Source organism: Kribbella sp. NPDC006257, assembly GCF_040613535.1.
Classification (GTDB): Bacteria; Actinomycetota; Actinomycetes; order Propionibacteriales; family Kribbellaceae; genus Kribbella.
In genome coordinates, this window is sequence record NZ_JBEXSJ010000017.1 from 17,265 (window position 1) to 38,934 (window position 21,670).

General features: G+C 67.6%; 18 protein-coding genes. 10 read left to right on the forward strand and 8 right to left on the reverse strand.

Annotated elements, in window-relative coordinates; translation table 11 throughout:
• Nucleotide 1 precedes the first annotated feature (1 nt).
• Complete coding sequence (locus tag ABZ004_RS21345; RefSeq protein ID WP_355681958.1) at nucleotides 2–1,654, forward strand: MOSC and FAD-binding oxidoreductase domain-containing protein; 1,653 nt, start codon at nucleotides 2–4, stop codon at nucleotides 1,652–1,654.
• Between the two features lie 14 nt (nucleotides 1,655–1,668).
• Here the strand turns inward: ABZ004_RS21345 and ABZ004_RS21350 are convergent, their stop codons facing one another.
• Nucleotides 1,669–2,409 carry an SDR family oxidoreductase gene (locus tag ABZ004_RS21350; protein WP_355681959.1) on the reverse strand — a complete coding sequence of 247 codons (741 nt, stop codon included), beginning with the start codon at nucleotides 2,407–2,409 and terminating at the stop codon, nucleotides 1,669–1,671.
• Between the two features lie 122 nt (nucleotides 2,410–2,531).
• Between ABZ004_RS21350 and ABZ004_RS21355 the strand changes: the two genes are divergently transcribed.
• Complete coding sequence (locus ABZ004_RS21355) at nucleotides 2,532–3,746, forward strand: low temperature requirement protein A (RefSeq protein ID WP_355681961.1); 1,215 nt, start codon at nucleotides 2,532–2,534, stop codon at nucleotides 3,744–3,746.
• Here the strand turns inward: ABZ004_RS21355 and ABZ004_RS21360 are convergent.
• Nucleotides 3,727–4,536, reverse strand: coding sequence for an AraC family transcriptional regulator (locus ABZ004_RS21360; RefSeq protein WP_355681963.1), 810 nt, complete (start codon nucleotides 4,534–4,536; stop codon nucleotides 3,727–3,729). The genes ABZ004_RS21355 and ABZ004_RS21360 overlap by 20 nt on opposite strands.
• 106 nt (nucleotides 4,537–4,642) lie before the next feature.
• On the opposite strand from ABZ004_RS21360, the gene ABZ004_RS21365 reads away from it, so the two are divergent.
• Both ABZ004_RS21365 and ABZ004_RS21370 read left to right on the forward strand, forming a co-directional pair.
• Nucleotides 4,643–5,125 (forward strand): nuclear transport factor 2 family protein, encoded by a 483-nt coding sequence (locus ABZ004_RS21365; RefSeq protein WP_355681965.1) that lies wholly within the window; start codon nucleotides 4,643–4,645, stop codon nucleotides 5,123–5,125.
• A 12-nt stretch (nucleotides 5,126–5,137) separates the two neighbouring features.
• On the forward strand, nucleotides 5,138–5,512 hold the full coding sequence (locus tag ABZ004_RS21370) for a YchJ family metal-binding protein (RefSeq protein WP_355681967.1): 375 nt from the start codon (nucleotides 5,138–5,140) through the stop codon (nucleotides 5,510–5,512).
• Here the strand turns inward: ABZ004_RS21370 and ABZ004_RS21375 are convergent.
• Together ABZ004_RS21375 and ABZ004_RS21380 are read right to left on the reverse strand one after the other, a co-directional pair.
• Nucleotides 5,509–5,931 (reverse strand): hypothetical protein, encoded by a 423-nt coding sequence (locus ABZ004_RS21375; RefSeq protein ID WP_355681969.1) that lies wholly within the window; start codon nucleotides 5,929–5,931, stop codon nucleotides 5,509–5,511. The genes ABZ004_RS21370 and ABZ004_RS21375 overlap by 4 nt on opposite strands.
• A gap of 50 nt (nucleotides 5,932–5,981) precedes the next feature.
• Nucleotides 5,982–8,309, reverse strand: coding sequence for a chitobiase/beta-hexosaminidase C-terminal domain-containing protein (locus ABZ004_RS21380; RefSeq protein ID WP_355681971.1), 2,328 nt, complete (start codon nucleotides 8,307–8,309; stop codon nucleotides 5,982–5,984).
• A 222-nt stretch (nucleotides 8,310–8,531) separates the two neighbouring features.
• On the opposite strand from ABZ004_RS21380, the gene ABZ004_RS21385 reads away from it, so the two are divergent.
• Together ABZ004_RS21385 and ABZ004_RS21390 are read left to right on the forward strand one after the other, a co-directional pair.
• Nucleotides 8,532–10,751, forward strand: coding sequence for an NADP-dependent isocitrate dehydrogenase (locus ABZ004_RS21385; protein WP_355681973.1), 2,220 nt, complete (start codon nucleotides 8,532–8,534; stop codon nucleotides 10,749–10,751).
• An 85-nt stretch (nucleotides 10,752–10,836) separates the two neighbouring features.
• A complete protein-coding gene (locus ABZ004_RS21390; RefSeq protein ID WP_355681974.1) occupies nucleotides 10,837–12,396 on the forward strand; it encodes a serine hydrolase domain-containing protein in 1,560 nt (519 codons plus the stop codon).
• A gap of 18 nt (nucleotides 12,397–12,414) precedes the next feature.
• Here ABZ004_RS21390 and ABZ004_RS21395 read toward each other — a convergent pair whose 3' ends face one another.
• Nucleotides 12,415–12,738, reverse strand: coding sequence for a hypothetical protein (locus ABZ004_RS21395; RefSeq protein ID WP_355681976.1), 324 nt, complete (start codon nucleotides 12,736–12,738; stop codon nucleotides 12,415–12,417).
• 92 nt (nucleotides 12,739–12,830) lie between these two features.
• Nucleotides 12,831–13,112, reverse strand: a complete 282-nt coding sequence (locus ABZ004_RS21400) for a LuxR C-terminal-related transcriptional regulator (RefSeq protein ID WP_355681978.1) — start codon at nucleotides 13,110–13,112, stop codon at nucleotides 12,831–12,833.
• Between the two features lie 499 nt (nucleotides 13,113–13,611).
• On the opposite strand from ABZ004_RS21400, the gene ABZ004_RS21405 reads away from it, so the two are divergent.
• Together ABZ004_RS21405 and ABZ004_RS21410 are read left to right on the forward strand one after the other, a co-directional pair.
• Entirely contained in the window at nucleotides 13,612–14,733 is a 1,122-nt protein-coding gene (locus ABZ004_RS21405) for a hypothetical protein (protein WP_355681980.1), read from the forward strand.
• Nucleotides 14,730–16,616 (forward strand): putative Ig domain-containing protein, encoded by a 1,887-nt coding sequence (locus ABZ004_RS21410; protein WP_355681982.1) that lies wholly within the window; start codon nucleotides 14,730–14,732, stop codon nucleotides 16,614–16,616. The genes ABZ004_RS21405 and ABZ004_RS21410 overlap by 4 nt, the downstream gene beginning before the upstream one ends.
• 7 nt (nucleotides 16,617–16,623) lie before the next feature.
• Here ABZ004_RS21410 and ABZ004_RS21415 read toward each other — a convergent pair whose 3' ends face one another.
• Nucleotides 16,624–16,917 carry a hypothetical protein gene (locus tag ABZ004_RS21415; protein ID WP_355681984.1) on the reverse strand — a complete coding sequence of 98 codons (294 nt, stop codon included), beginning with the start codon at nucleotides 16,915–16,917 and terminating at the stop codon, nucleotides 16,624–16,626.
• Between the two features lie 109 nt (nucleotides 16,918–17,026).
• Nucleotides 17,027–19,063, reverse strand: coding sequence for an AAA family ATPase (locus tag ABZ004_RS21420; RefSeq protein ID WP_355681986.1), 2,037 nt, complete (start codon nucleotides 19,061–19,063; stop codon nucleotides 17,027–17,029).
• 269 nt (nucleotides 19,064–19,332) lie between these two features.
• Here ABZ004_RS21420 and ABZ004_RS21425 point away from each other — a divergent pair, with 269 nt between their 5' ends.
• Both ABZ004_RS21425 and ABZ004_RS21430 read left to right on the forward strand, forming a co-directional pair.
• Nucleotides 19,333–20,265, forward strand: a complete 933-nt coding sequence (locus tag ABZ004_RS21425; RefSeq protein ID WP_355681988.1) for an ABC transporter ATP-binding protein — start codon at nucleotides 19,333–19,335, stop codon at nucleotides 20,263–20,265.
• Nucleotides 20,262–21,665, forward strand: a complete 1,404-nt coding sequence (locus tag ABZ004_RS21430; protein ID WP_355681990.1) for an ABC transporter permease — start codon at nucleotides 20,262–20,264, stop codon at nucleotides 21,663–21,665. Before ABZ004_RS21425 ends, ABZ004_RS21430 begins: the two co-directional genes overlap by 4 nt.
• The last annotated feature ends 5 nt before the right edge of the window (nucleotides 21,666–21,670 follow it).

Genomic DNA, 21,670 nt, shown 5'->3' on the forward strand with positions numbered 1-21,670 from the left:
GATGACAGCTGGTTCGGTCGTCTCGGTGAACGTCGGCAAGCCGAAGAACGTCACCTGGAACGGGAAGACCGTCTACACCGGGGTCTGGAAGTACCCGGTGGACGGACCCGCGATGGTCCGGCGGCTCAACGTCGACGGCGACGGCCAGGGCGACACCGGCGGGCACGGCGGCGAGCAGCGGGCGGTGATGGTCTACCAGCTCGGCTCCTACCGGTACTGGCAGGAGTACTTCGGGCGCGACGACTTCACCTACGGCCAGTTCGGCGAGAACTTCACCGTCGAGGGGATGCCCGACGACGAGGTCTGCATCGGCGACCGCTACCGGATCGGCGCGGCCGAGTTCGAGGTCACCCAGCCGCGGGTCACCTGCTACCGCGTCGGGATGCGGATGGGCGAACCGGAACTCCCGTCGCTCCTGGTCGCTCACCACCGGCCGGGTTTCTACCTGCGGGTCATCACCGAAGGCGAGGTCCAGGCCGGCGACGAGATCGTCAGGACCAGGACCGGGCCCGAGGCACTCACCGTCGCCGAGATCGATGCCTTGCTGTACCTCCCCGATCGCGATCCTTCCGTACTCCGGCGCGCGACCCGGATCCCCGCGCTGAGCCCTGGTTGGCAGGGCTCCTTCCGCGAACTGCTGGAGTCTCCGGCAGCATCGAAGGAGCCGTCGTGGGCCGGGTTCCGCCAGCTGCAGGTGGCGGATGTGGTGCCGGAGAGTTCCACGGTTTCGTCGATCTACCTGGCGTCTACGGACGGCACGGCGCTCCCTGCGGCTGTTGCTGGGCAGTACCTCACCTTGCGTGTCGGTGCAGGAGTTCGCAGCTACTCGCTGTCGACCACCGACGGATATCGGATCAGCGTGAAGCACGAGCCGTACGGCTCGGTCAGCGGATATCTGACGACCGAGCTGCAGAAAGGTGCGGTCGTCGACGTGGCCGCACCACGCGGCGATTTCGTGCTCGACAGCACTGACGGTCCGGTGTTGCTCGTCTCCGCCGGGATCGGGCTGACGCCGGTGCTGGCGATGCTGCATCAGTTGGCTGGTAGTGAGCGTGAGGTCTGGTGGATCCACAGTGCGCGCTCACCGAAGGAGCACGCGTTGGCTGAGGAGGCACGTGAGCTGCTCGCGTCGATGCCGCACGCGCATGAGCACGTGTTCTATACGAGTACGACTGGACGGCTGACCAAGGACAAGCTGCTGGCGCTGGGTTTTCCGGTGGATGCAAGTGCCTACCTGTGCGGGCCCGAGGCGTTCATGACCGACATGCGGGAGGCGTTGGTTGCCGCGGGCCTTGGATCCGATCGCATCCACAGTGAGCTGTTCGGAGCGCTAGGGGTGATCAACCCTGGCATCCTCGACCAGGTCAGCCGGCCGCCTCATCAACCGGAAGGTCCATCCGCGACCGGTCCGATGGTGACCTTCGTGCGGAGTGGTATCTCGACTCCGTTCGGCAGCGGCAACCTGCTGGAACTCGCCGAGGCCTGTGATGTGCCGGCTCGCTGGAGCTGCCGCACCGGTGTCTGCCACACCTGCGTGACCCCGCTGCTGTCCGGCGAAGTCACCTACTCCCCCACTCCGCTCGAACCCGCACCCGACGGTCAGGCGCTGATCTGCTGCGCCCGGCCGACGGGCGACGTCGTGCTCGATATGTGAAGGACGCCTGCAGGCTACTTGGCGGTCCAGTCGGTGTAGTGGGTTTCGGCGAGGGTGGCGTCGTCGTCGGGGACCATCGCGCTCTCGGTCGGCGAGATTCCGTAGTACATGGCATTGGGATCGGTGACGACCTGGCGCGGGTCGTTGCTGTCGGCAAGGACCTTGCGGAAGAACTCGTCCATCCGGAACCGGTCCGGGCCGGCGATCTCGAGCTGGCCCTTGAGCGGCGTACCGACGGCGACCCGCCCGACGGCCTGAGCGACGTCGGCGGCGGCGATCGGCTGGAAGTACACGTGCGCGAGGTGCACCTCGGCACCGTCGGTCGCCGCGTCGGCGATACTCGGGACGAACTCGAAGAACTGCGTCGCGCGAACGATCGAGTACGGGATCGAGGACTCCTCGATCAGCTTCTCCTGGGCGAGCTTGGCCCGGAAGTAGCCGCTCTCCTGCAGCCGCTCGGTGCCGACCACCGAGAGCGCGACGTGGTGCCCGACGCCGGCCTTCTCCTCCGCGGCGAGCAGGTTGCCGGTCGACTTCTGGAAGAACTCCAGTACGGCGTCGTCCTCCCACGACGGCGAGTTCGAGACGTCGACGACGACGTCCGCGCCGGCCAGCGCCTCGTCGAGTCCCTCGCCGGTGACCGAGTTCACGCCGGTGTTCGGCGACGCCGCCACCGCGTCGTGACCGTGCTCGCCGAGCTTCGCGACGAGCTTGGAGCCGATCAAGCCGGTACCGCCGATAACCACGATCTTCATGGCATACCTTTCCTGTCCGCCGGGGCCTTCGCGGCGCCCGGTCATCAGCTAGGACCGGACAGCCTCGCGCCCTGTGACAGTGCCCTCTGTCACAGTTGGCCCAGCTGTGCTGTCCGAACTTCGTGACCGAGAAGGATGTGCTCCCCTTGCCCGCAGAGAACTCCCGGATCCGGGTGCGGATGACCCCGCGTGAGATCGACGAGCCGCACCGCGTCTCCAGCCAGCTCGAACTGCTGTTCGACCTGACCTTCGTGATCGCGGTCGCCGCCGTCACGGCCCAGCTCGCGCACCGGATCGCCGAGGCGCACGCACTCGACGGGATCGTGCCGTTCCTGCAGGTCTTCTTCGCGATCTGGTGGGCCTGGATGAACTTCACCTGGTTCGCCTCGTCCTACGACACCGACGACGTTCCCTACCGGCTGCTGACGATGGTGCAGATGGCCGGCGTGCTGGTGCTGGCGGCCGGCGTACCGGCTGCGGCCGACCACGACGACTGGCGTGCGGTGACGATCGGCTACGTGATCATGCGGATCGCCCTGGTCGCGCAATGGGTGCGGGCCGGCGTCGAGGATCCGGCAAGCCGTCGTACGGCGTTCCGCTATGCGGCCGGAGTCGCCCTGACCCAGCTCGGCTGGATCCTCCGCCTGGTGCTGCTGGACACTGAGGTGCTGCCCTCGTGGACCCAGCTCCCGGTGTTCCTGGTGATGGCCGTCCTGGAGCTCTGCGTGCCGTGGTGGGCGGAACAGACCGCTCGCACCAATTGGCATCCGCATCACATCGCCGAGCGTTACGGCTTGTTCACGATCATCCTGCTCGGTGAGAGCGTGCTCGCTGCGGCCACCGGGGTCGAGGGCGCGCTGGACGGTCACGGGATCAGCGGCTCGTTCCTCACGATCGCGATCTCGGCCCTCGTCCTGCTGTTCGCGCTCTGGTGGCTCTACTTCCTCGAGCCGGCCGGCGAGGCGCTGAGCAATCGCCGCGAACGCTCCTACTTCTGGGGCTACAGCCACTACGGCATCTTCGCCGCCCTGGCCGCTCTCGGTGCCGGGCTCGAGGTCGCCGTCGAACAGTCCGGTCACCATCTAGAGGCGTCCCACCTCACCGTCACGTACGCCGTCGCCATCCCGGTCGCGATCTACCTGACCCTTCTCTGGGCGGTACACGCCCCACTGGTCGAGAAGGCCGTCATCCCCCCGGCCTTCCTCCTGGCCTGCGTGGTCATCACCCTCCTCCTCCCCCTCACCGTCCACTGGATCGGCGTCGCCGCAGTCGTCGCCGCCATCGCCACCACCTCGGTCCTCCTGATCGCCGCCACCGTCACCCGGGCCGATCGGTGAGCAGGCGGCGCAGAGCGGTCGGGGTGTGGCCGAGGTGGGTGCGCACGGTGCGGGTGAGGTGAGCCTGGTCGGCGAAGCCCAGGTCCGCGGCGAGGGACGCGAGGCTCGGTTCGCCTGCTTCGAGGCGGTCCAAAGCCCGCGTGATCCGCACCCGGTTGCGGTAGTGGGTCAAGGAGACGCCGAGGATCCGCGGAAAGGCACGGCTCAACCGGTACGGCGAGACGCCGAGCTCGTCGGCGAGAGAACCGAGCCGGTGGGCGACCGGGTGGCCGGCCAGGATCGCCGACCGGGCGTGCTCGACCAGCGCGAGGTCGGCCGGTGTCGAGCGATCATGGATCGGTGCCTGGTCCGCCGTCCGGCTGACCAGGCCGGTGAGCAGTTCGAGTAGCTCCTCGGTGAGCGCGTAGCCGGGATCCGCCTGGGCCGCCAGCAGCCTGCGGTGCGCGAACTCGATCCGCGCCGACGTGTAGGCATGCGGGCGGACGACCGCTGACTCACCGGCGACCGAGCGCCATAGCCGCGGGGTCAGGGTGACAACCGTGCAGATCTCCCCCGTCGCCGGATGCGCGAAGTCCTCCTGGGCACCGGGCACCCCCAGGTAACAACTGGTCCGGTCCACCTCGGAAACGACTCCCCGGCTGCGGACCCGGAACATGCCGCTACGCACCAGCACCACCATGTGGCTCGGTTGGTAGTCCTCGAACCAGCCGGTGTGGTCGTCGATGCAGCTGAACTTGTGCATCGTGAAATCGCGATCGGCGGCGATGGCGACGGCACTTCGAACATGCATGTCCTGGAACGTAACACCGGACGTCGACCAGAACCGCCCGCAAGGATCTTCAAGACCCGAAAGGGCAACCCCGCAATTCTTGAGGCACACAAAGAAGGGGTTGGTTATGCAGAAGAAGAAGATCGGCGTCGTGGTGGCTCTGGCGACGGCGGGTGTGGGCATGATTCCGCTGACGTCGTCGGCGGTGGAGGTCGCGGATCACCAGCGACCGGACGCCGCGAAAATCGTGGCCGGCTTGGATACGCAGTACCAGGCGGCGGTCAAGCGCAACGACGCCAGGACGATGAGCCGGATCCTCGCCGACGACTTCGTGCTGGTGACAGGCCGCGGATCGACGTACAGCAAGGCGGATCTGGTCGGCGACGCGCGCGCGGGGTCGTGCACGTACGAGCAGCAGGACGAGGTCGCCGGCACCCAGACGGTTCGTCTCTACGGCCCGGCGACGGCGATCGTGACGGCCTTGCTGTGGGAGAAGGGCACCTGCACCGACGGCTCCACGTTCGACTCCCACCTGTGGTTCAGCGACACCTATGTGAAGATCAGCGGCCGTTGGAGCTACGTCTTCGGACAGGCATCACGAGCCTTGTAGCAGAATCACTGCATGGCTGAACCTTGTCCGTGTGGGCTCGATGCTGGTTATGACGATTGTTGTGGCCGCTTGCACAGGGGGCTGGCGGCGACGACGGCTGAGCAGTTGATGCGGTCGCGGTACGTCGCGTTCGTGGTGCACGACGCCGGCTACCTGCTGCGGACCTGGGCCGCGGCGTACCGGCCGCCGCACCTCAGCTTCGAGGACGACATGGAGTGGACCGCGCTCGAGATCCTCAACACGGTGGGCGGGAGCGCCTTCCACACCGAGGGGACCGTCGAGTTCCGGGCTCACTACCTGCTCGACGGCGAGCCCGGTGAGCTTCAGGAGAACAGCCAGTTCACCCGCGAGGACGGCCGCTGGGTCTACGTCGCACCCGCAGGCTAGGCGCCGGGCTCCTCGAGACGATTCTGGAGGAGTTGCTTCAACGGGATGGACTCGCCGTCGCGGGCGCCTTGGCCGATGATCAAGGGTGGGTCCGAGGGGAGCACCTGTACGCCGAACAGCAGTGACTTCAGGCTGGGCTGGGTGCCGAGGATGTAGAAGTTGCCGTCGGTATCGAGGCCGAGGGACTTGTTGCGGCGGAGGTACCAGCCGGTGATGCCGGTGCGATAGCTCGTCCCCGATCCGACGACCGGCGCCCGCAGCGGTTGCGGCTCGACACCGGCGGCCCGCAACTTCTCGATGAACTCGGCCAGCAGAGCGCGAGCCTGCTCGCTCTCGGCAGCCCTACGGCGATCGAGCGCCTCGGCCTGTGCAGCCGCCGCCTCTCGACGCTGCTCCCGCCAACTCGTCTGGTCGTCCACATCAGCCACCCTACGCAGGGGAGCCCGACGCTGCCGGGCTCCCCTGACGGTTATGGGTAGCTGACCACGTTCACCGGGACGGTTCCCGGCGGTGTCACCGCGCCCGTGTCGTTGATGACGTGGGTGATCACGCCCTGATAGTTCAGCGACACCGTGCACAGGCTGTGGAAGCGCACGTTTGCGTTGTTCGGGACCTCAAAGGCGTTGTACGCACTCACCGACGGGTTGACGTTGAAGAAGTTGTAGCTCCCCAACCCCCAGGCCTCGTGCGACGTCACGTTGTCCCCGACTTTGTACGCCGGGTAGCCGTTGCGCCCACTCGGCCGGTTCCAGCTCGCCTGGTTCGGCACGTCGTACGGCATCTCGTTCTGGAAGAAGATCGTCTTGCCGCCCTGGCCGTTCCAGATCACCTGACTCTTCTGGTAGTGCTCGACGAACAAGCCGGTCGCCAGCACGTTGTTGCCATTGACAAGCAATCCGGTGTCGCCGGTCGACTGGGTCCAGCCCCAGGTCCCCGCGTTGCCGTGGTCGGCCCGCCAGGCCCAGGTGTGGTCGATGATCGCGTTGTTGCTGTTGACAACAAGACTCGTGGTCGCCTTACCGACCGTCGCGCCGCCGATCCGGAAGAACACGTCCTGCAACGTCGTCGGATTGCCGGCATGGCTCGCCGACGACCCGGCCGGCCCGACGGTCAGCAGCGCCGCCGAGTTCGTCGTACCGGCATCGAACAGCAGGCCCTTCAGCCGTACGCCGTCCACGTCGGCCACCTGCATCGCGTTCACCCCGTTGTCCGGAATCAACGTGGGGTAACCGATGCCGAGGACAACGGTGTTGGCCTTCGTCACGTTGAGCGTCTGGTTCAGGTGGTACACACCAGGTGTGAAGAAGAGGTTGCAGCCCGAGGCCAGCGCCGAGTTGATGGACGACGCGGTGTCGCCCGCCTTCACGACGTAGAACTGGCTCATCGGGATCGACGTACCGGGGGTGGACCCGTTCGCCCAGCTCGCGCCCGAGGCGTTGGTGCGCAGCGACGGGGTGAAGACGCGGTACTTGCCGGCGCCGTCGACGTACAGGTACGGCACGTCGCGCGAGACCGGAGTGGTGGCGAGGGTGGTCTCCGGCGGGTTCGGGAAGGTGGTGGCCGGCGCGCCCGGCGTACCGGAGAAGACCATGTTCCAGACGCCGCCGTCCCAGCTCCCGAGATTGCTGTCGCGGGTGTACCACTGCTGCTGGGAGATGGACGCGGTCTGGCCGGACACCTTCGTGTCGGCGATGTAGCCGCCACTCGCGAAGCCGTAGCTGGCCGGGTAGAGCTGGAGGTTGCCGCGGATGTCCATCCGGCGGAACGGCGCCGCCTGCGCCACGGCCCAGCGGTCCGAACCACCGACCGGGTTCACGGCCATGTTCTCCGCGGAGCGCCAGAAGTTTTGCAGCGCCACACCCTGGTCTGAGGCGTTGAAGGCGTCGACCGTGATCGCGCCGTTGATGACCACGTCGCCGGGATTCTGGCCGAGGCCGGCGACCGAGGTGTAGTAACCGACGTCGTCGTGCACGCTGTAGGTGCCCGGCTTGAACAGATGCGCGATCCGGCGGTCGGCCATCTGCGCGGTGAGCGTGTCCTTCTGGTTGTTGAAGTCGGTGTCGAGCTGCGCCTGGATGCTCGCGCTCGACATGCCCGGGTCGAAGATGCGCACGTTCGGACCGAAGTTCGGTACGTCGGACTGCGTCGGGCAGCTCGTCGGCGTTGTACCGATCGTGTACGTCGCGCCGGCGACCGCCGAGTTCGTGAGGCCGGACTTGAGGCCGATCGCGTTGATCGTCCGCGACGACGGGACGCTGGTCGGGCCGCTGTAGAGCGTCGAGGATGCGGTCGGGGTCGAGCCGTCGATCGTGTAGCGGATCGTGGCGCCCGAGGTGGTGGTGGAGATCGTCACCGTCTGCGCGGACGAGTACTGGCCGCCCGCCGGCGAGAAGGTCGGCGTCGCGACGGCCGTCGTACTGCTGCCACCGTGTGTGTAGGAGAAGTGCGGCGTGTCGTACTGCGGACCGTTCTTCTCGTACGTGAACCAGTAGTCGAGAACGGTTCCGGTGGACAACCCGCTCACCGTTGTCCGCCAGGTGCCGCCGCTGAGCGTCATCCGGACGTTCTGCTGGCCCTGACTCGTGCCGGTGTAGTGGACGTCGACGTACACCGCCGGCGTCGTCGGAGTGAAGGAGATCTGGGCCTGGGTCGCGTTGAGTGACGTGACCGACTGGGTGTAGTCGTCGGCCGCTGTCGCTACGCCACCCACCAGGAGGGTCGAGCAGACGGCCAGCACGACGGCGACGATCAGTGCGCGCAGGCTTCGGCGCCGGGTCGGATCAGGGCTGAGTTTCACGGGTGCCACCTCCAGGGGGCGGAAGAGAGATAGAGGCAGGAGGTGAGAGCGCTCTCACGTACCGCGAAGGTAGACCCCCGCGGCCCGTTGGGGAAGACCTCGGCCACCGCTATCGAGAGCTTGGCCACTCGCCGCCGGTCCCGGCCGGTGCGCCTATTAGGGTGGGGTTGCCTCCACGGGTGGCCCGGGGAGTGATTTCGACGGAGCAGAGGACAGACGCGAGTGACTGAGTCGACCATCATCTACACCCATACCGACGAGGCCCCGGCCCTGGCGACGTACTCGTTGCTGCCGGTGATCCAGGCGTACGCCGCGCAGGCGGGGGTAGGCGTGGAGACCCGGGACATCTCGCTGGCCGGGCGGATCATCGCCGTCTTCGGCGACTTCCTGACCGAGGACCAGCGGATCCCGGACGCGCTCGCCGAGCTCGGCGAGCTGGCCAAGACGCCCGGCGCGAACATCATCAAGCTGCCGAACATCTCCGCCTCGATCCCGCAGCTCAAGGCCGCGATCGCCGAACTGCAGTCGCAGGGCTACGCGCTGCCGGAGTACCCGGACGAGCCGAAGACCGACGAGGAGCGCGACATCCGTGCCCGCTACGACAGCACCAAGGGCTCGGCCGTCAACCCGGTCCTGCGCGAGGGCAACTCCGACCGCCGCGCGCCTGCCTCGGTGAAGAACTACGCCAAGACGCATCCGCACCGGATGGGCGCCTGGACGCCGGACTCCAAGACCAACGTCGCGACGATGGACGCGGACGACTTCCGCTCGACCGAGAAGTCCGCGGTGATCGAGGCCGATGGCTCGCTGCGGATCGAGTTCGTGGGCGCCGACGGTTCGACTTCTGTACTGCGTGAGTCGGTCCCGGTCCTCGCCGGTGAGGTCGTCGACTCGTCGGTGATGCACGTCGCCGCGCTCGACGAGTTCCTCGACGCCCAGATCGCCCGGGCCAAGGCCGAGGGCGTGCTGTTCTCGGTGCACCTGAAGGCCACCATGATGAAGGTGTCCGACCCGATCGTGTTCGGGCACGTGGTCCGCCGCTTCTTTCCGAAGACCTTCGCCGAGTACGGCGCGACGCTCGCCGCCGCGGGCCTGTCCCCCAACGACGGTCTCGGCGGGATCTACGCCGGCCTGGCCGCACTGCCCGAGGGTGACGCGATCAAGGCGTCCTTCGACGCCGAGCTGGCCGACGGCCCGGCGCTGGCGATGGTCGACTCCGACAAGGGCATCAGCAACCTGCATGTCCCGTCCGACGTGATCGTCGACGCGTCGATGCCGGCCATGATCCGTACGTCGGGGCACATGTGGGGCCCGGACGGCGCCGAGCTCGACACCCTCGCCGTCCTCCCGGACAGCAGCTACGCCGGGATCTACCAGGTCGTCCTGGACGACTGCCGCGCGCACGGCGCCTTCGACCCGTCGACGATGGGTTCGGTCCCGAACGTCGGCCTGATGGCGCAGAAGGCCGAGGAGTACGGCAGCCACGACAAGACCTTCGAGCTGGCGGCCGCCGGTGTGGTCCGGCTGGTCGATGCCGAGGGCAACGTCGTACTGGAGCAGGACGTCGCCGCCGGGGACATCTTCCGTGCCTGCCAGACGAAGGACGCGCCGATCCGGGACTGGGTCAAGCTGGCCGTCACCCGGGCCCGCGCGACCGGCGACCCGGCCATCTTCTGGCTGGACGAGACCCGCGCCCACGACGCGAACCTGATCAGCAAGGTCGTCAAGTACCTCACCGAGCACGACACCGAGGGCCTGGTGATCAAGATCCTGGCGCCGGTGGACGCGATCAAGTTCTCGCTCGAGCGGATCCGGCGCGGCGAGAACACCATCTCGGTCACCGGCAACGTGCTGCGCGACTACCTGACCGACCTGTTCCCGATCCTCGAGCTCGGCACCAGCGCGAAGATGCTGTCCGTCGTACCGCTGATGGCCGGCGGCGGCCTGTTCGAGACCGGCGCGGGCGGCTCGGCGCCGAAGCACGTACAGCAGCTGGTGAAGGAGAACTACCTGCGCTGGGACAGCCTCGGTGAGTTCTTCGCCCTGGCCGCGAGCTTCGAGCACCTGGCCCAGACCACCGGCAACGCCCGGGCCCAGGTCCTCGCCGACACCCTCGACCGGGCGACGGCGACCTTCCTCAACGAGGACAAGTCCCCGACCCGCCGCGTCGGCGGCATCGACAACCGCGGCAGCCACTTCTACCTGTCCCTCTACTGGGCCCAGGAACTGGCCAAGCAAACCGACGACACCGACCTGGCCAAGGCCTTCACCACGGTCGCCGAAACCCTGGCCACCAACGAACAGAAGATCGTCGAGGAACTCCTCGCAGTCCAGGGCTCTCCCGTAGACCTAGGCGGCTACTACCAACCCGACCCGGAGAAAGCCGCCGCCGTCATGCGCCCCTCCACCACCTGGAACGAAACCCTCGCAACTCTCAGCTAACACCTCTTTGTGAAGGCGCCCGGTGACCTTGTCACCGGGCGCTTTCCACTGTCTTGGCCTTCCGCTCGGCTATGGTCAAGCAGCTATGAGCGATCCGCGGGTAGTGGATGCCTTGCAAAAACGCATCCCCAAGCTGCTGGATGTGCATCGGCTGCCGGGAATGGCGATCGCGATCTGCGACGCGTCAGCGGTCTTGTGGTCGGGCGGCTTCGGGACCACGCGGGACGAAGGCGGCGAGCCGATCACTCCCCAGACAGCATTCGGCGTTCAGTCGTGCTCGAAGATGTATACGGCGACCGCGGTTCTGCTGGCAGTTCAGGCCGGGCTGGTCGAGCTGGACGTGCCGATCACCAGGTATCTGCCGGAGTTCCAGGTCAACAGTTCCTTCGAGGAACATCCCGAGCGGCTGATCACGCTGCGGCATCTGCTCAGTCATACGGCCGGTTTCACTCATGAGGCGCCCGTCGGCTCCAACTATCTGGTCGGGCGCGAGTCGTTCACGGCGCATTGCCGGAGCATCTCCGAGACCTGGTTGCGCTTTCCTGTCGGACATCACTATCAGTACTCGAACCTCGGCATCGACCTCGCCGGATACGTCCTGCAGCGGCGCAGTGGTCAGCCGTTCCACGAGTTCGTACGCCGGGTGCTGCTCGAGCCGCTCGGGCTGGAGAAGACGACGTTCGACGTACGGAAGATCATGGGCGATCGCAGTCGGGCGATCGGTCACACGCCCGGCCATTCACGAGTGCCGGTCAGGGTGCCGATGGTTGCCGCAGGTGGGCTGTACACCAGCGCCGAGGATGCCTGCCGCTACGTGCAGTTCCACCTCAGCGGAGGCGCCTCCTTACTGGATCCTGCACTCCTCGCCGAGCTCTACCAGGTGCCCGGAGCACCAGACCGCGACGAGGGCTACGGCCTCGGCACTGCGCTCAGGCGCGCCGACGACATCCCGGTCCGCGGGCACGGGGGAGGCGGCTTCGGATTCCTCTCGGACATGTACTGGGCGCCAGAAGCCGGCCTCGGCGTCGTCGTACTGACCAACTCCACCAGTCACCCGCTCCAGTGGGAACTGGCCAGTGAAATCTTCCGCGACCTCATCCCCTCCCAGCCTCGCCCTCGCACACCTCCTCCGAAAACAGTCCCGCTGTCCGCCGAATCGATGGCCGCGATGACGGGCGACTACGTCGGCCGCAGCAACGACCCCGAAACCTTCACCGTGGAGGGTGATCGGGGCATCCTCATCCGCGACGACGGTCGGCACCCGGTGGAGTTCATCGGCCCGACCCGCTTCCGGATCGGCCAGGAGCAGTACATCTTCCGCGACTTCGACGACGCCGGTCGCCCCAGCTACCTAGAACGCGCCGCCGACGGCTTCGTCCGCTACCGCAACGACCTCCCCGAAACAACGCCCGCTCCGCCGGACGGCCCTTGGAACCGGGACTACGTCATCCGAGTCAACGGCGTACGGGACGGTACCGCCCGACTGCGCAAGGAGCACGGATACCTGTTCTTCGACTACTGGGACGGTGGAACCCTCCGCCTCCACGAACACACCCGTGGCGTCTACGTATCCGCAACCGGTGAGGTCCTCGACCTCGCCCGAACCCCTCCCACCTACGCCAACATCAGACTCCACCCGCTCTAGCCCCGCCCTCTGACTGATTCAGGTCTGGAGTTCGGCTACTACTCGGGCGCCGGTGAGGAGTCTGAGGACGGCTGGGTCGGGGGTGGCGACGAGGAAGCGGTGCTTGGTGGCGCGGAAGCGGGTCTGGGTGTCGCGGACGAGGCGGGCGACCAGCTCGGCGCCGTCCACGGAGACGTGGAGGTGCAGCCGGAGCGTGGCGGGCGCCCGGTTGCCAAGCTCCAGCAGCACTTTACGCAGGGCGACCACCAGCCGTACGTCGATCCGCCCGGCCACCGTCACCGTCACGGTCTCCCCCACCGTCGACAGCACGATCTCGCCCGGTTCGTCCCCATCCCCGTCCACAAGCCCTCCGAGCCTCACCCAGCAGAAGTCGCTTCCCACCCACCATGCCACCAAACCCCCAACCACAGGCAACTCGAAGCGTGGGACCAGCCTCAATCCGCTCCCGCTACCCAGCCGTGGCGAGCCGCCTGGATTCCTGCCTGGAAGCGGCTGGTGGCGCCTAGTTGGTCCTGGACCTGGGAGATGCGGCGGCGGAGGGTTCGGCTGCTGATGCCCAGCTGGCGGGCGATCGTTTCGTCCTTCATCCCGGTGGCCAGCAGGTTGATCAGGTCCGTCACCGGGTCCGCGGTCGAGGTCAGCCGCAGCGGGCTGGCCTGCGCCCAGAGCTGGTCGAACAGGACCTGCAGCGCGTTGGTCAGCACAGAGTCCGTCACGACCACCGCCCGACCGCGCCCCCCGATCCAGCAGCGCCAGCTCCGCACCGGACACCTGCGAACTCCCGTCCGCGACGTACGGCGGGGTGTCGGTGCCGACCGCCTGCTCCGTTGCCCCCAGCAACATGTCCCCGATCCGCGCCTCGATCGCCTCCCGTCCGACAGCGATCTCGATCAACCGGGTCGGTTCGGCCAGCAACTGCCCGGCGCTGTACTCGCGCGCCAGCTGATCCGTCATCGCCGCCACCCCGTCGAGCGCCGCCCGCCGCTCCCGCACCAGCATTCCGACCGCCGAGCGCGGACCCCAGCGAGATCCCCGGATCGCGCAGCACCTGCCGATACACCTGCGCCTCGAAATCGGACAGCCCAACTATTTCCCAGTCAGCCACGTCAAACAGCCTAATTGGCCACAATCGGCGTCTGGCCGGATTCGGCGCCATGCCGGCACACCGGAGGTCTAAGTTACATCTGGCAAGCGTCAGGGTCCGAGGAGTGAACAGTGCGTCTACATGTTGGCCGGTCAGCGATCGCCTTGGCCGGGATCGCCGCCGCGGTTCTGGTCAGTTCCGGAGCGAGCGCTCAGCAGAGCGCGGCACCGCAGTACGCCCCGCAGTCCATCGTCTGGCCAACAGCAACCGATGGTTACGTGCTCGGCGGCATCGGCTGCACGGATACGAGCTGCCCGTCCGAAGTACGCGCCACCCACGACGGCGGCAAGACCTGGACCACCGCCGGCAAGCCCCACAACGGCCTGGCCAAGAGCGGTGAACCAGGCCTGACCAGCCTGCAGATGGCGAACCCGAAGTTCGGCTGGGCCTACGATCCGTTCCTCGAGGTGACCAAAGACAGCGGCAAGACCTGGACCCAGGTCCCGCTACCCGGCGGCGCCACCAAGGTGCTCAACCTGCTGGCCGCCCCCGACGGCACGTACGCCATAACCTCGGACTGCCCCATCGGTTCCGGCGTCTGTGACGACAAACCACTCCGGGTCTGGCGAGCGCCGACCGGCAGCTCCACCGGCTGGCAGCAGCTGAATATCGACGTCGCCGCGGACGACGAAGTCCTCTTCGCCGCCCAGGGCCGAACCGTCTACCTCGTGGCAACCCCGTTCGGAGCGCCCGGCCGCCTCAACACCCTCACAGATGGCAAGGTCCGATCCACCAGCACGATCACCTGCGCAAACGCCGACGACGCGATCGTCACCAACCTCGCGACCAACGGCCCGAACCGGCTCTTCGTGCTCTGCAACGCCCACTACGGCCGCGGCCAGTCCGAGAAGACGGTGATGGTCTCCGGCGACGGCGGCAAGAGCTTCCGGTACGACGCTGTGCCGGGCACCCTCGGTCTCGGCAGTGAACTCGCCGTCGGCGCCGATGGTGCCGTGATGATCTCGACCGTCACCGCGAGCCTCGTCTACAACCGGCCGGCGTTGAGCAAGGCCTGGCGCTATGACAAGAGCTGGCTCGAGAACAGCGAACACATCCACGACCTCGTGATCCAGACCGCCACGACCGCCTGGATCGTCGAACGCGACGCGGCATACGGCAGCGGCACCCAACTGTGGGTCACCCACGACGCCGGCAAGACCTGGCAGCAGACCACGCTCGGAGTGCACCTGTGATCCGCCGACTGATGATCCCGCTGGCCCTACTCCTCGTCGGCGGCACGAGCATGGCGGCTTCGGCAAACGTCCATGAGCCGCCGAAGGTGGTGGCGAGTTGCGACCAGAAGGTCGAGCCCGGCTTCTTCACCTGCTTCGCGCAACGACGGGCGGACCTGGGCTTCCGGTCGCGCGCGCTCGGCGTACCGGAAGGCTTCGGACCGGCTGACCTCGCTTCGGCGTACAAGTTGCCCACCGCAACGGCCGGGAAGGGGCAGCGGGTCTACATCGTCGACGCGTACGACGATCCGACGGCCGAGGCCGATCTCGCCGTCTACCGCAAGCAGTTCGGACTCAAGCCTTGTACGACGGCCAACGGCTGCTTCCAGAAACTCAACCAGCACGGGAAACCGAGCCCACTTCCGGCGCCATCGAGCTCCTGGTCCGGTGAGATCTCGCTCGACCTCGACATGGTCTCGGCGATCTGCCCGAACTGCGGCATCACGCTGATCGAGTCGGACTCGCCGAGCGACGACCTGCTGGCGGCAGTCAAGACCGCCGAGCGACTGGGTGCGAAGTTCGTCTCGATGAGCTGGGGTGGGCCGGAGTCAGGCAATCTGGCGCAGCTCGACAAGCAATACTTCAACCCACGCGGCATCGTCTACGCGGCCTCGACTGGTGACTACGACTACGACGCCGGCGTCTCCTACCCCGCGAGCTCAACGGCGACGACGGCCATCGGCGGCACCTCGCTGGTCAAGGGCGGCTCAGGTCGCGGCTGGTCGGAGACCGTGTGGAACAACGAGCCCGGGCACGGCACCGGCTCCGGCTGCTCGGCCGAAATCACCAAGCCCGCCTGGCAATCGATCATTCCCACGACCGTCTGCCCGAAGCGCGCCATCGCCGACATCTCCGCCGTCGCCGACCCCGCCACCGGAGTCGCCGTCTACCAGACCACCGGCGGCAACGGCTGGGCCGTGTACGGCGGAACGAGCGCGGCCGCCCCGATCGTCGCCGCGACCTACGCACTCGCCGGCGACCCCTCCCCCACCTCGCATCCGGCCGGCTACCCCTACGGCCGCACCGCGAACCTCAACGACGTTGTCCACGGCAACAATGGCGAATGCGCCCCGGCCCCGCTCTGCACCGCACAGCCAGGCTGGGACGGCCCAACAGGCCTCGGTACGCCGAACGGCCTCCGCGCCCTCACCTCCCCAACCAAGGCAAACCGGATCACCGTCAGCGCCCCGTCTCAACACTTCAGCGCCGTCGGTGACATCGTCCTCCAACGCGTGCACGCAACGGACTCGGGTCATCGCCTTGTCCACTTCGCCGCCACCGACCCCCCGGCGGGCCTGCGGATCGACGCCGCCACCGGCGTGATCTTCGGCCGCCCGACCCGACCGGCCACCCACTCCACGACGGTCACCGCGACCGACTCCACCGGAGCCCGTGCCAACACGGTCATCAACTGGATCGTCAGCTCCCACAAGAACGCGGTAGCCAACGGCGACTTCGAGTCCGGCATCGGCGGCTGGACCCAGACCTCGGACGTGATCCGCGAGGACGGCCAGTACAGCAACCATGGCCTCGGCTACGCCTGGCTCGGCGGCGAGGACTCGGCGAGCATGGACTCCCTCAGCCAGCAGGTCAAGGTGCCCTTCTTCGGACATCCAGCCCTGCGGTTCGGCGTACGGATCAACGGCGAGCAGGCGGCCGACGTACTGAAGGTCACCGTCAACGGAAAGACAGTCCGCACCTTGACCGGCGCACAGACGAGTCCGCGGTACGTCGCTCAGTCGATCGACCTCACGCCGTACCGCGGACGCAGTATCACCCTCGCCTGGACCAGCACGACCGAGACACCGACCACGTTCTTGCTGGACGACATCTCGATCGGCTGAACCTAAGTCACTCGGCCCAGTTGAACAGCCAGCCGTCGCCGCAGCCGCCACCGCCACCGCAGGTCTGGCCCTGGCGGTACCAGACGTCGCTGACGGCGTAACCGTAGTGCCGGAACACGTTGTGCTGCTGGACGCAGTAGTCGTAGTTCTGTCCGCAGAAGAACTCGTGCACCGACTGAGTGCTCGCCGGCGCCGCGGCCGGGCTCGACTCGAGCGGCGCCGCCTGCGCGACGGAGGCGGCGCCGACGACTGCCGTCGCCGCTACCGACACCACAGCCACCATTCGTGCGATCGGTCCCATGACCTCTTCACCTTTCACGTCAACTATTCGTTGCCCTATGCAACGCCCATCGACGCTAGTACCGATCCGAGGGATGAATCAAACGCTTCGAACAGATGCGAAATGAGGCTTACCGAGTGAGTGCCTCGGGCAACGACGTCGAGTGGACGATCTGCAGGTGGCTGACCGCGCGGGTGAGGACGACGTAGAGGCGCTGGAGGCCGCGGGGTTCGGCGGCGACGATGCCGGCCGGTTCGGCGACCACCACGGCGTCGAACTCGAGGCCCTTCGCAAGGGTCGCGGGGACGCAGACCAGGCGTGACGCCTCCATCGCGTCCTCGCTCGCGCCGAGCAGGCCGGGCTGGAGTCCCGCGGCGGCCAGCGCGTCGCGCAGCTCGGTGACCTGGTCGTCGGCGGCAATCAGGGCCACCGAGCCTTCGCCGGTCAGCGCGTTCTTGCAGGCCGCGACCACGGCGGAGGACAGATCGTCGGTCGGGATGATCGAGAGTGCGTCCGCGACCGTCCGGACACCGGTCGGCACGCCGAGCGTCGGGGCGATCTCGGGCAGCAGCTTCGCCGCGAAGCTGATGATCTGCTCCGGCACCCGGAACCCCCGGTCGAGCTCGGCGACGATCGCATCCGCCTTGTCGAGGTGACCGAGCACTTGCTCCCAGGAACCGGCCGCCCACGGCGTTGTCGCCTGGGCGACATCGCCCAGCACGGTCGCCGAGCCGGTGCGGCACCGCCGGCCGAGAGCGCGCAACTGCATGGCCGACAAATCCTGCGCCTCGTCCAGAACCAGGTGCCCAAGCGAGCCACTGTGCCGCTCGATCAAGTCATCCAACTCGTCGAGCAATACGGTGTCGGCCACGGACCACTGCGCCGACTTCCACGAGCGCGCAGGCTTCGCCCACAACAACGCAGACCGCTCGTCGTCGGTGAGGACCTCAGCGGCGTCGGCCAGGAACGACGCGTCGGAGAACAGCCGGTGCAACACCTGCTCAGGCGTGACTTGCGGCCACACGGCGTTCAGCAGATCCTTCACCGGCTTCGACCGAGCGACCGCGTTCTGCACTCGGTCGTCCGGCGAATCCCCGCTCTGTTCCATCTGAACCAGTACGGCGTGCGCGACCCGCTGCGCCAGAGCATTCCGACCGGGCGCGTACCGGGTCGATCCGCGCAGCGCCTCGACGATCTCGGTCAGCTGGTACTCATGCACCCGGAAGCGCCGGGATCCCTTGCTGTAAAGGATTCCCTCGGCCGGCGTACCGACGTACGACCAAAGCGCCTTCAGTAGTACGTCGGCCATTCGGGCGTCACCCTTGACCCGCGCGCTCTCCGGCTCGTCCACGGCGGTGGTGGGGTGGGTGATCAGCTCTTCGATGGTGATCTGGCGGACGTTGACCTCACCGAGCGCGGGCAGCACCTTGCGGATGTAGGAGAGGAACGAGCTGTTCGGCCCGACGATCACGACGCCGCCGCGACTCAGCCGCTCGCGTTCGGTGTAGAGCAGGTAGGCGACGCGGTGCAGGCCGACCGCCGTCTTTCCGGTGCCGGGCGCCCCTTGGACACAGACCGAAGGGTGCAGTGCCGCACGGACCAGGTCATCTTGCTCCGGCTGGATCGTCGCCACGATGTCGCGCATCGGGCCGGTACGCGGCCGCTCGATCTCGGCTCGCAGGAACGCGTCGGCCTGATCGGAGGCGACCGCTCCGACCAGCGGCTCGTCCTCGAACCCGGTCAGCTCGGCAGCATCGGAGAATCCGTACCGACGCCGCAGTACGACGTGTTGCCGGTCGCTCGCCGTCGCCCGGTAGAAGGGGACCGACACCCGCGCGCGCCAGTCGATGACGAGCGGGACGCCGTTGCCGTCGTGCACGTGGCGCCGGCCGATGTGGATCTGGTCGATCCCCTCGATCGTGCCGGGCTCGTAGTCGAGCAGGCCGAAGAACAGTGGCACGTCGGGAAGGTCCACCAGGGCGAGCACGCGTTGCTGATGGGCACGGGCGTTCGCTTCGTTGGTGAAGCGTTCGTCGTTGTCCTCGCCGCCGATGACGGGGATCTCGCGGACCAGCACGTCGCCGTGCATGCGGACCAGAGCCGCGCGGGCCTCGGCCAGGAATTCTCGCTCGGTAGTCAGCTCATGGGCAGGGGTGGGTTCGACCATGGAGGGGCCTCGACTCGCGTTGGCAGCGGATACGAACTGGCGGCGATCAACAGGGTCCCGCCCCGGACACAATCCGGTTCGTTTCGATCCTTCACGCAGATACCGAAAAGACAGGCCGGGGACGCTACCAGCGCGCGGGGCCGGCCGCCACCGAATTATTCCGGCGGCCGCTGGTCACCCCTCGTTCTATGAACGTTCAACAGACAGAACGTCTCAGCCGCGCCGAAGTGGGTAATTATGTTCCCTGGGGATCACGAAAGAGGGAAATCATGGACAGACCGGTGCCCGTCCGGGCTCGCGGAATCACCAAACGCTTCGGCGAGGTTGTCGCCCTCGACGGCATCGAACTCGATGTCGCACCCGGCCAGATCCACGGTCTGGTCGGCCCGAACGGTGCCGGCAAGACAACGCTGCTCGGCCTCCTGCTGGGCCTGGCAGTCGCCGACAGCGGCCGACTCGAGATCCTCGGTACGCCGGTCGGCCGCGCGCTCGCCGCACCCGACGGCGTCGCCGGTTTCGTCGACGGACCCGGGCTCTACCCCTCCCTCACCGCCCGGCAGAACCTCGCCGCGCTGGCCGCCCTCCGCGGAGCCGGGCGGACGGCCGGGATCGACGACGTCCTCGACCAGGTCGGGCTCACCGACCTCGCCGACGACCGGGTCCGCGGCTTCTCGCTCGGCATGCGGCAACGCCTCGGGCTCGCCGCCGCCCTGCTCACCAAGCCGCGCCTGCTCATCCTCGACGAGCCGTCCAACGGCCTCGATCCGAGCGGCAAGAAGCACGTGTACGGCGTACTCTCGCGCCTCGCCGCCGAAGGAACCGCGGTGGTGCTGTCCAGCCACCGGATGGACGACGTCGAGGCCCTCTGCTCCGAGGTCACCATCCTCGCCACCGGCCGGGTCGCCTTCTCCGGCCCGCTCACCAAGTTGGCATCGGAAAGCCGCGAACTCGACTACCGCCTGGTCACCTCCGACGCGGACGGTGCTCGACGAGTGGCCGGTGAGACCGCAGGAGTCCGGATCATCGACGACACCGCCGTACGGCAAGGCGCGGATCTGCTGGTGGTGTCCGCTGCGGTTCCGACCATGGACGAGCTCGTCAAGAAGCTCGTTCACGCGGATATAGCAGTCCGCGAGCTGGCACCGGTCGTGTCGCCGCTAGAAGCCGCATTCATCGCCCTCACCGAGCAGGAGGCACAGTGACGACCACCACCGAGGCCGAGCGGCCGGAGGACGGCCCCGGCTCTCGCACCCCCGCCACCGCCACCGCGACCCGGCCAGCCTCGGTCGGCCGTCCCGTCTCGGTCGCGCGCGCCTACCGCTTTGAGCTGACCAAGCTTGTCTCGTTGTGGCGGGTGCGGTTGGTGATTGGTGCGTGCTGGCTGGCGCCGGCGCTGTTCGTGGCGGTGGTCAGCCGGCAGGCGTCGCTGCCGGTCGACACGCTCTTCGGGCGCTGGATGCACGCGACCGGGTGGGCAGGGCCGCTGGTGATCCTCGGCTTCTCCGGTTCGTGGGCGCTCCCGCTGCTGACCTCGCTGGTCGCCGGTGACGTGTTCGCTGCCGAGGACCGCCTCGGCACGTGGCGCCATCTGCTGGTGGCGGTCCGCTCACCCCGCCGGATCTTCGCCTCGAAGGCGCTGGCCAGCCTCACCGTGATCCTGGTGCTCGTCATCGGCCTGGTGTCCTCGAGCACGATCAGCGGACTCGTTGTCATCGGCAACCGATCCCTGACCGGCCTCGACGGCCACCTGCTGTCGCCCAGCGCCGCCGCCGGAAAGGTCCTGCTCGCCTGGGCCTGCGCACTCGCACCAACGCTGGCGCTGGCAGCGATCGGCCTGCTGGGATCCGTCGCCCTCGGCCGGTCGCCGATGGGACTGCTCCTCCCCGCAGTGGTCGCCCTCGCGATGCAGATCGTTCAGCAATTACCGGTGCCGGTCGCCATCCGCTATGCGCTCCCCGGTTACGCCTTCATCAGCTGGAACGGCCTGTTCACCAGTCCACCCCAAGCGGCACCCTTGCTGATCGGTATCGCGGTCAGCCTGGTCTGGGTCGCCGTCGCCACCGTGCTGGCCTACTTCCTGTTCGCACGGCGTGACTTCACCAACCCGGTGCACGACGGATCCGGCCGGCTCGCGATCACGGCCGGCCTACTTCCCCTCGTCGTACTGTTCGCCCTCACCGCCGGCGTACTGACCCCCACCACCGGGACCGGCTCCGGAATCGACCAGAGCAAGGTCCAACGGTCTCTCGCCACATCGTTCGCGCACCTCTACCGCCTGCAGGCCAAGCAGCTCAACCGGCCAGACGTCACCGAGGCGCAACTGAACACCTCGGCCGCCTGCACCAAGGGCAGCGACCAGACCCAGGGTCCCGGCAACGACTGGCGCTGCGTCGTCACCTGGCATCTGCCCGGGATCGACGCGGCCGGCACGGCGATCTACCAACTCGACATCAATCCACTCGGCCGGTACGTCGCCGACGGGGACGGCCCGAAAGAAGTGAATGGCTTCTTCCTGGTCCGGACCTCCGCCGGTGACCAACCGAACCCGCTCTGGCAGTTCGACGGAACCATCGAACTGCTCCCGTCCACCTCGAAGGGATAACCCCC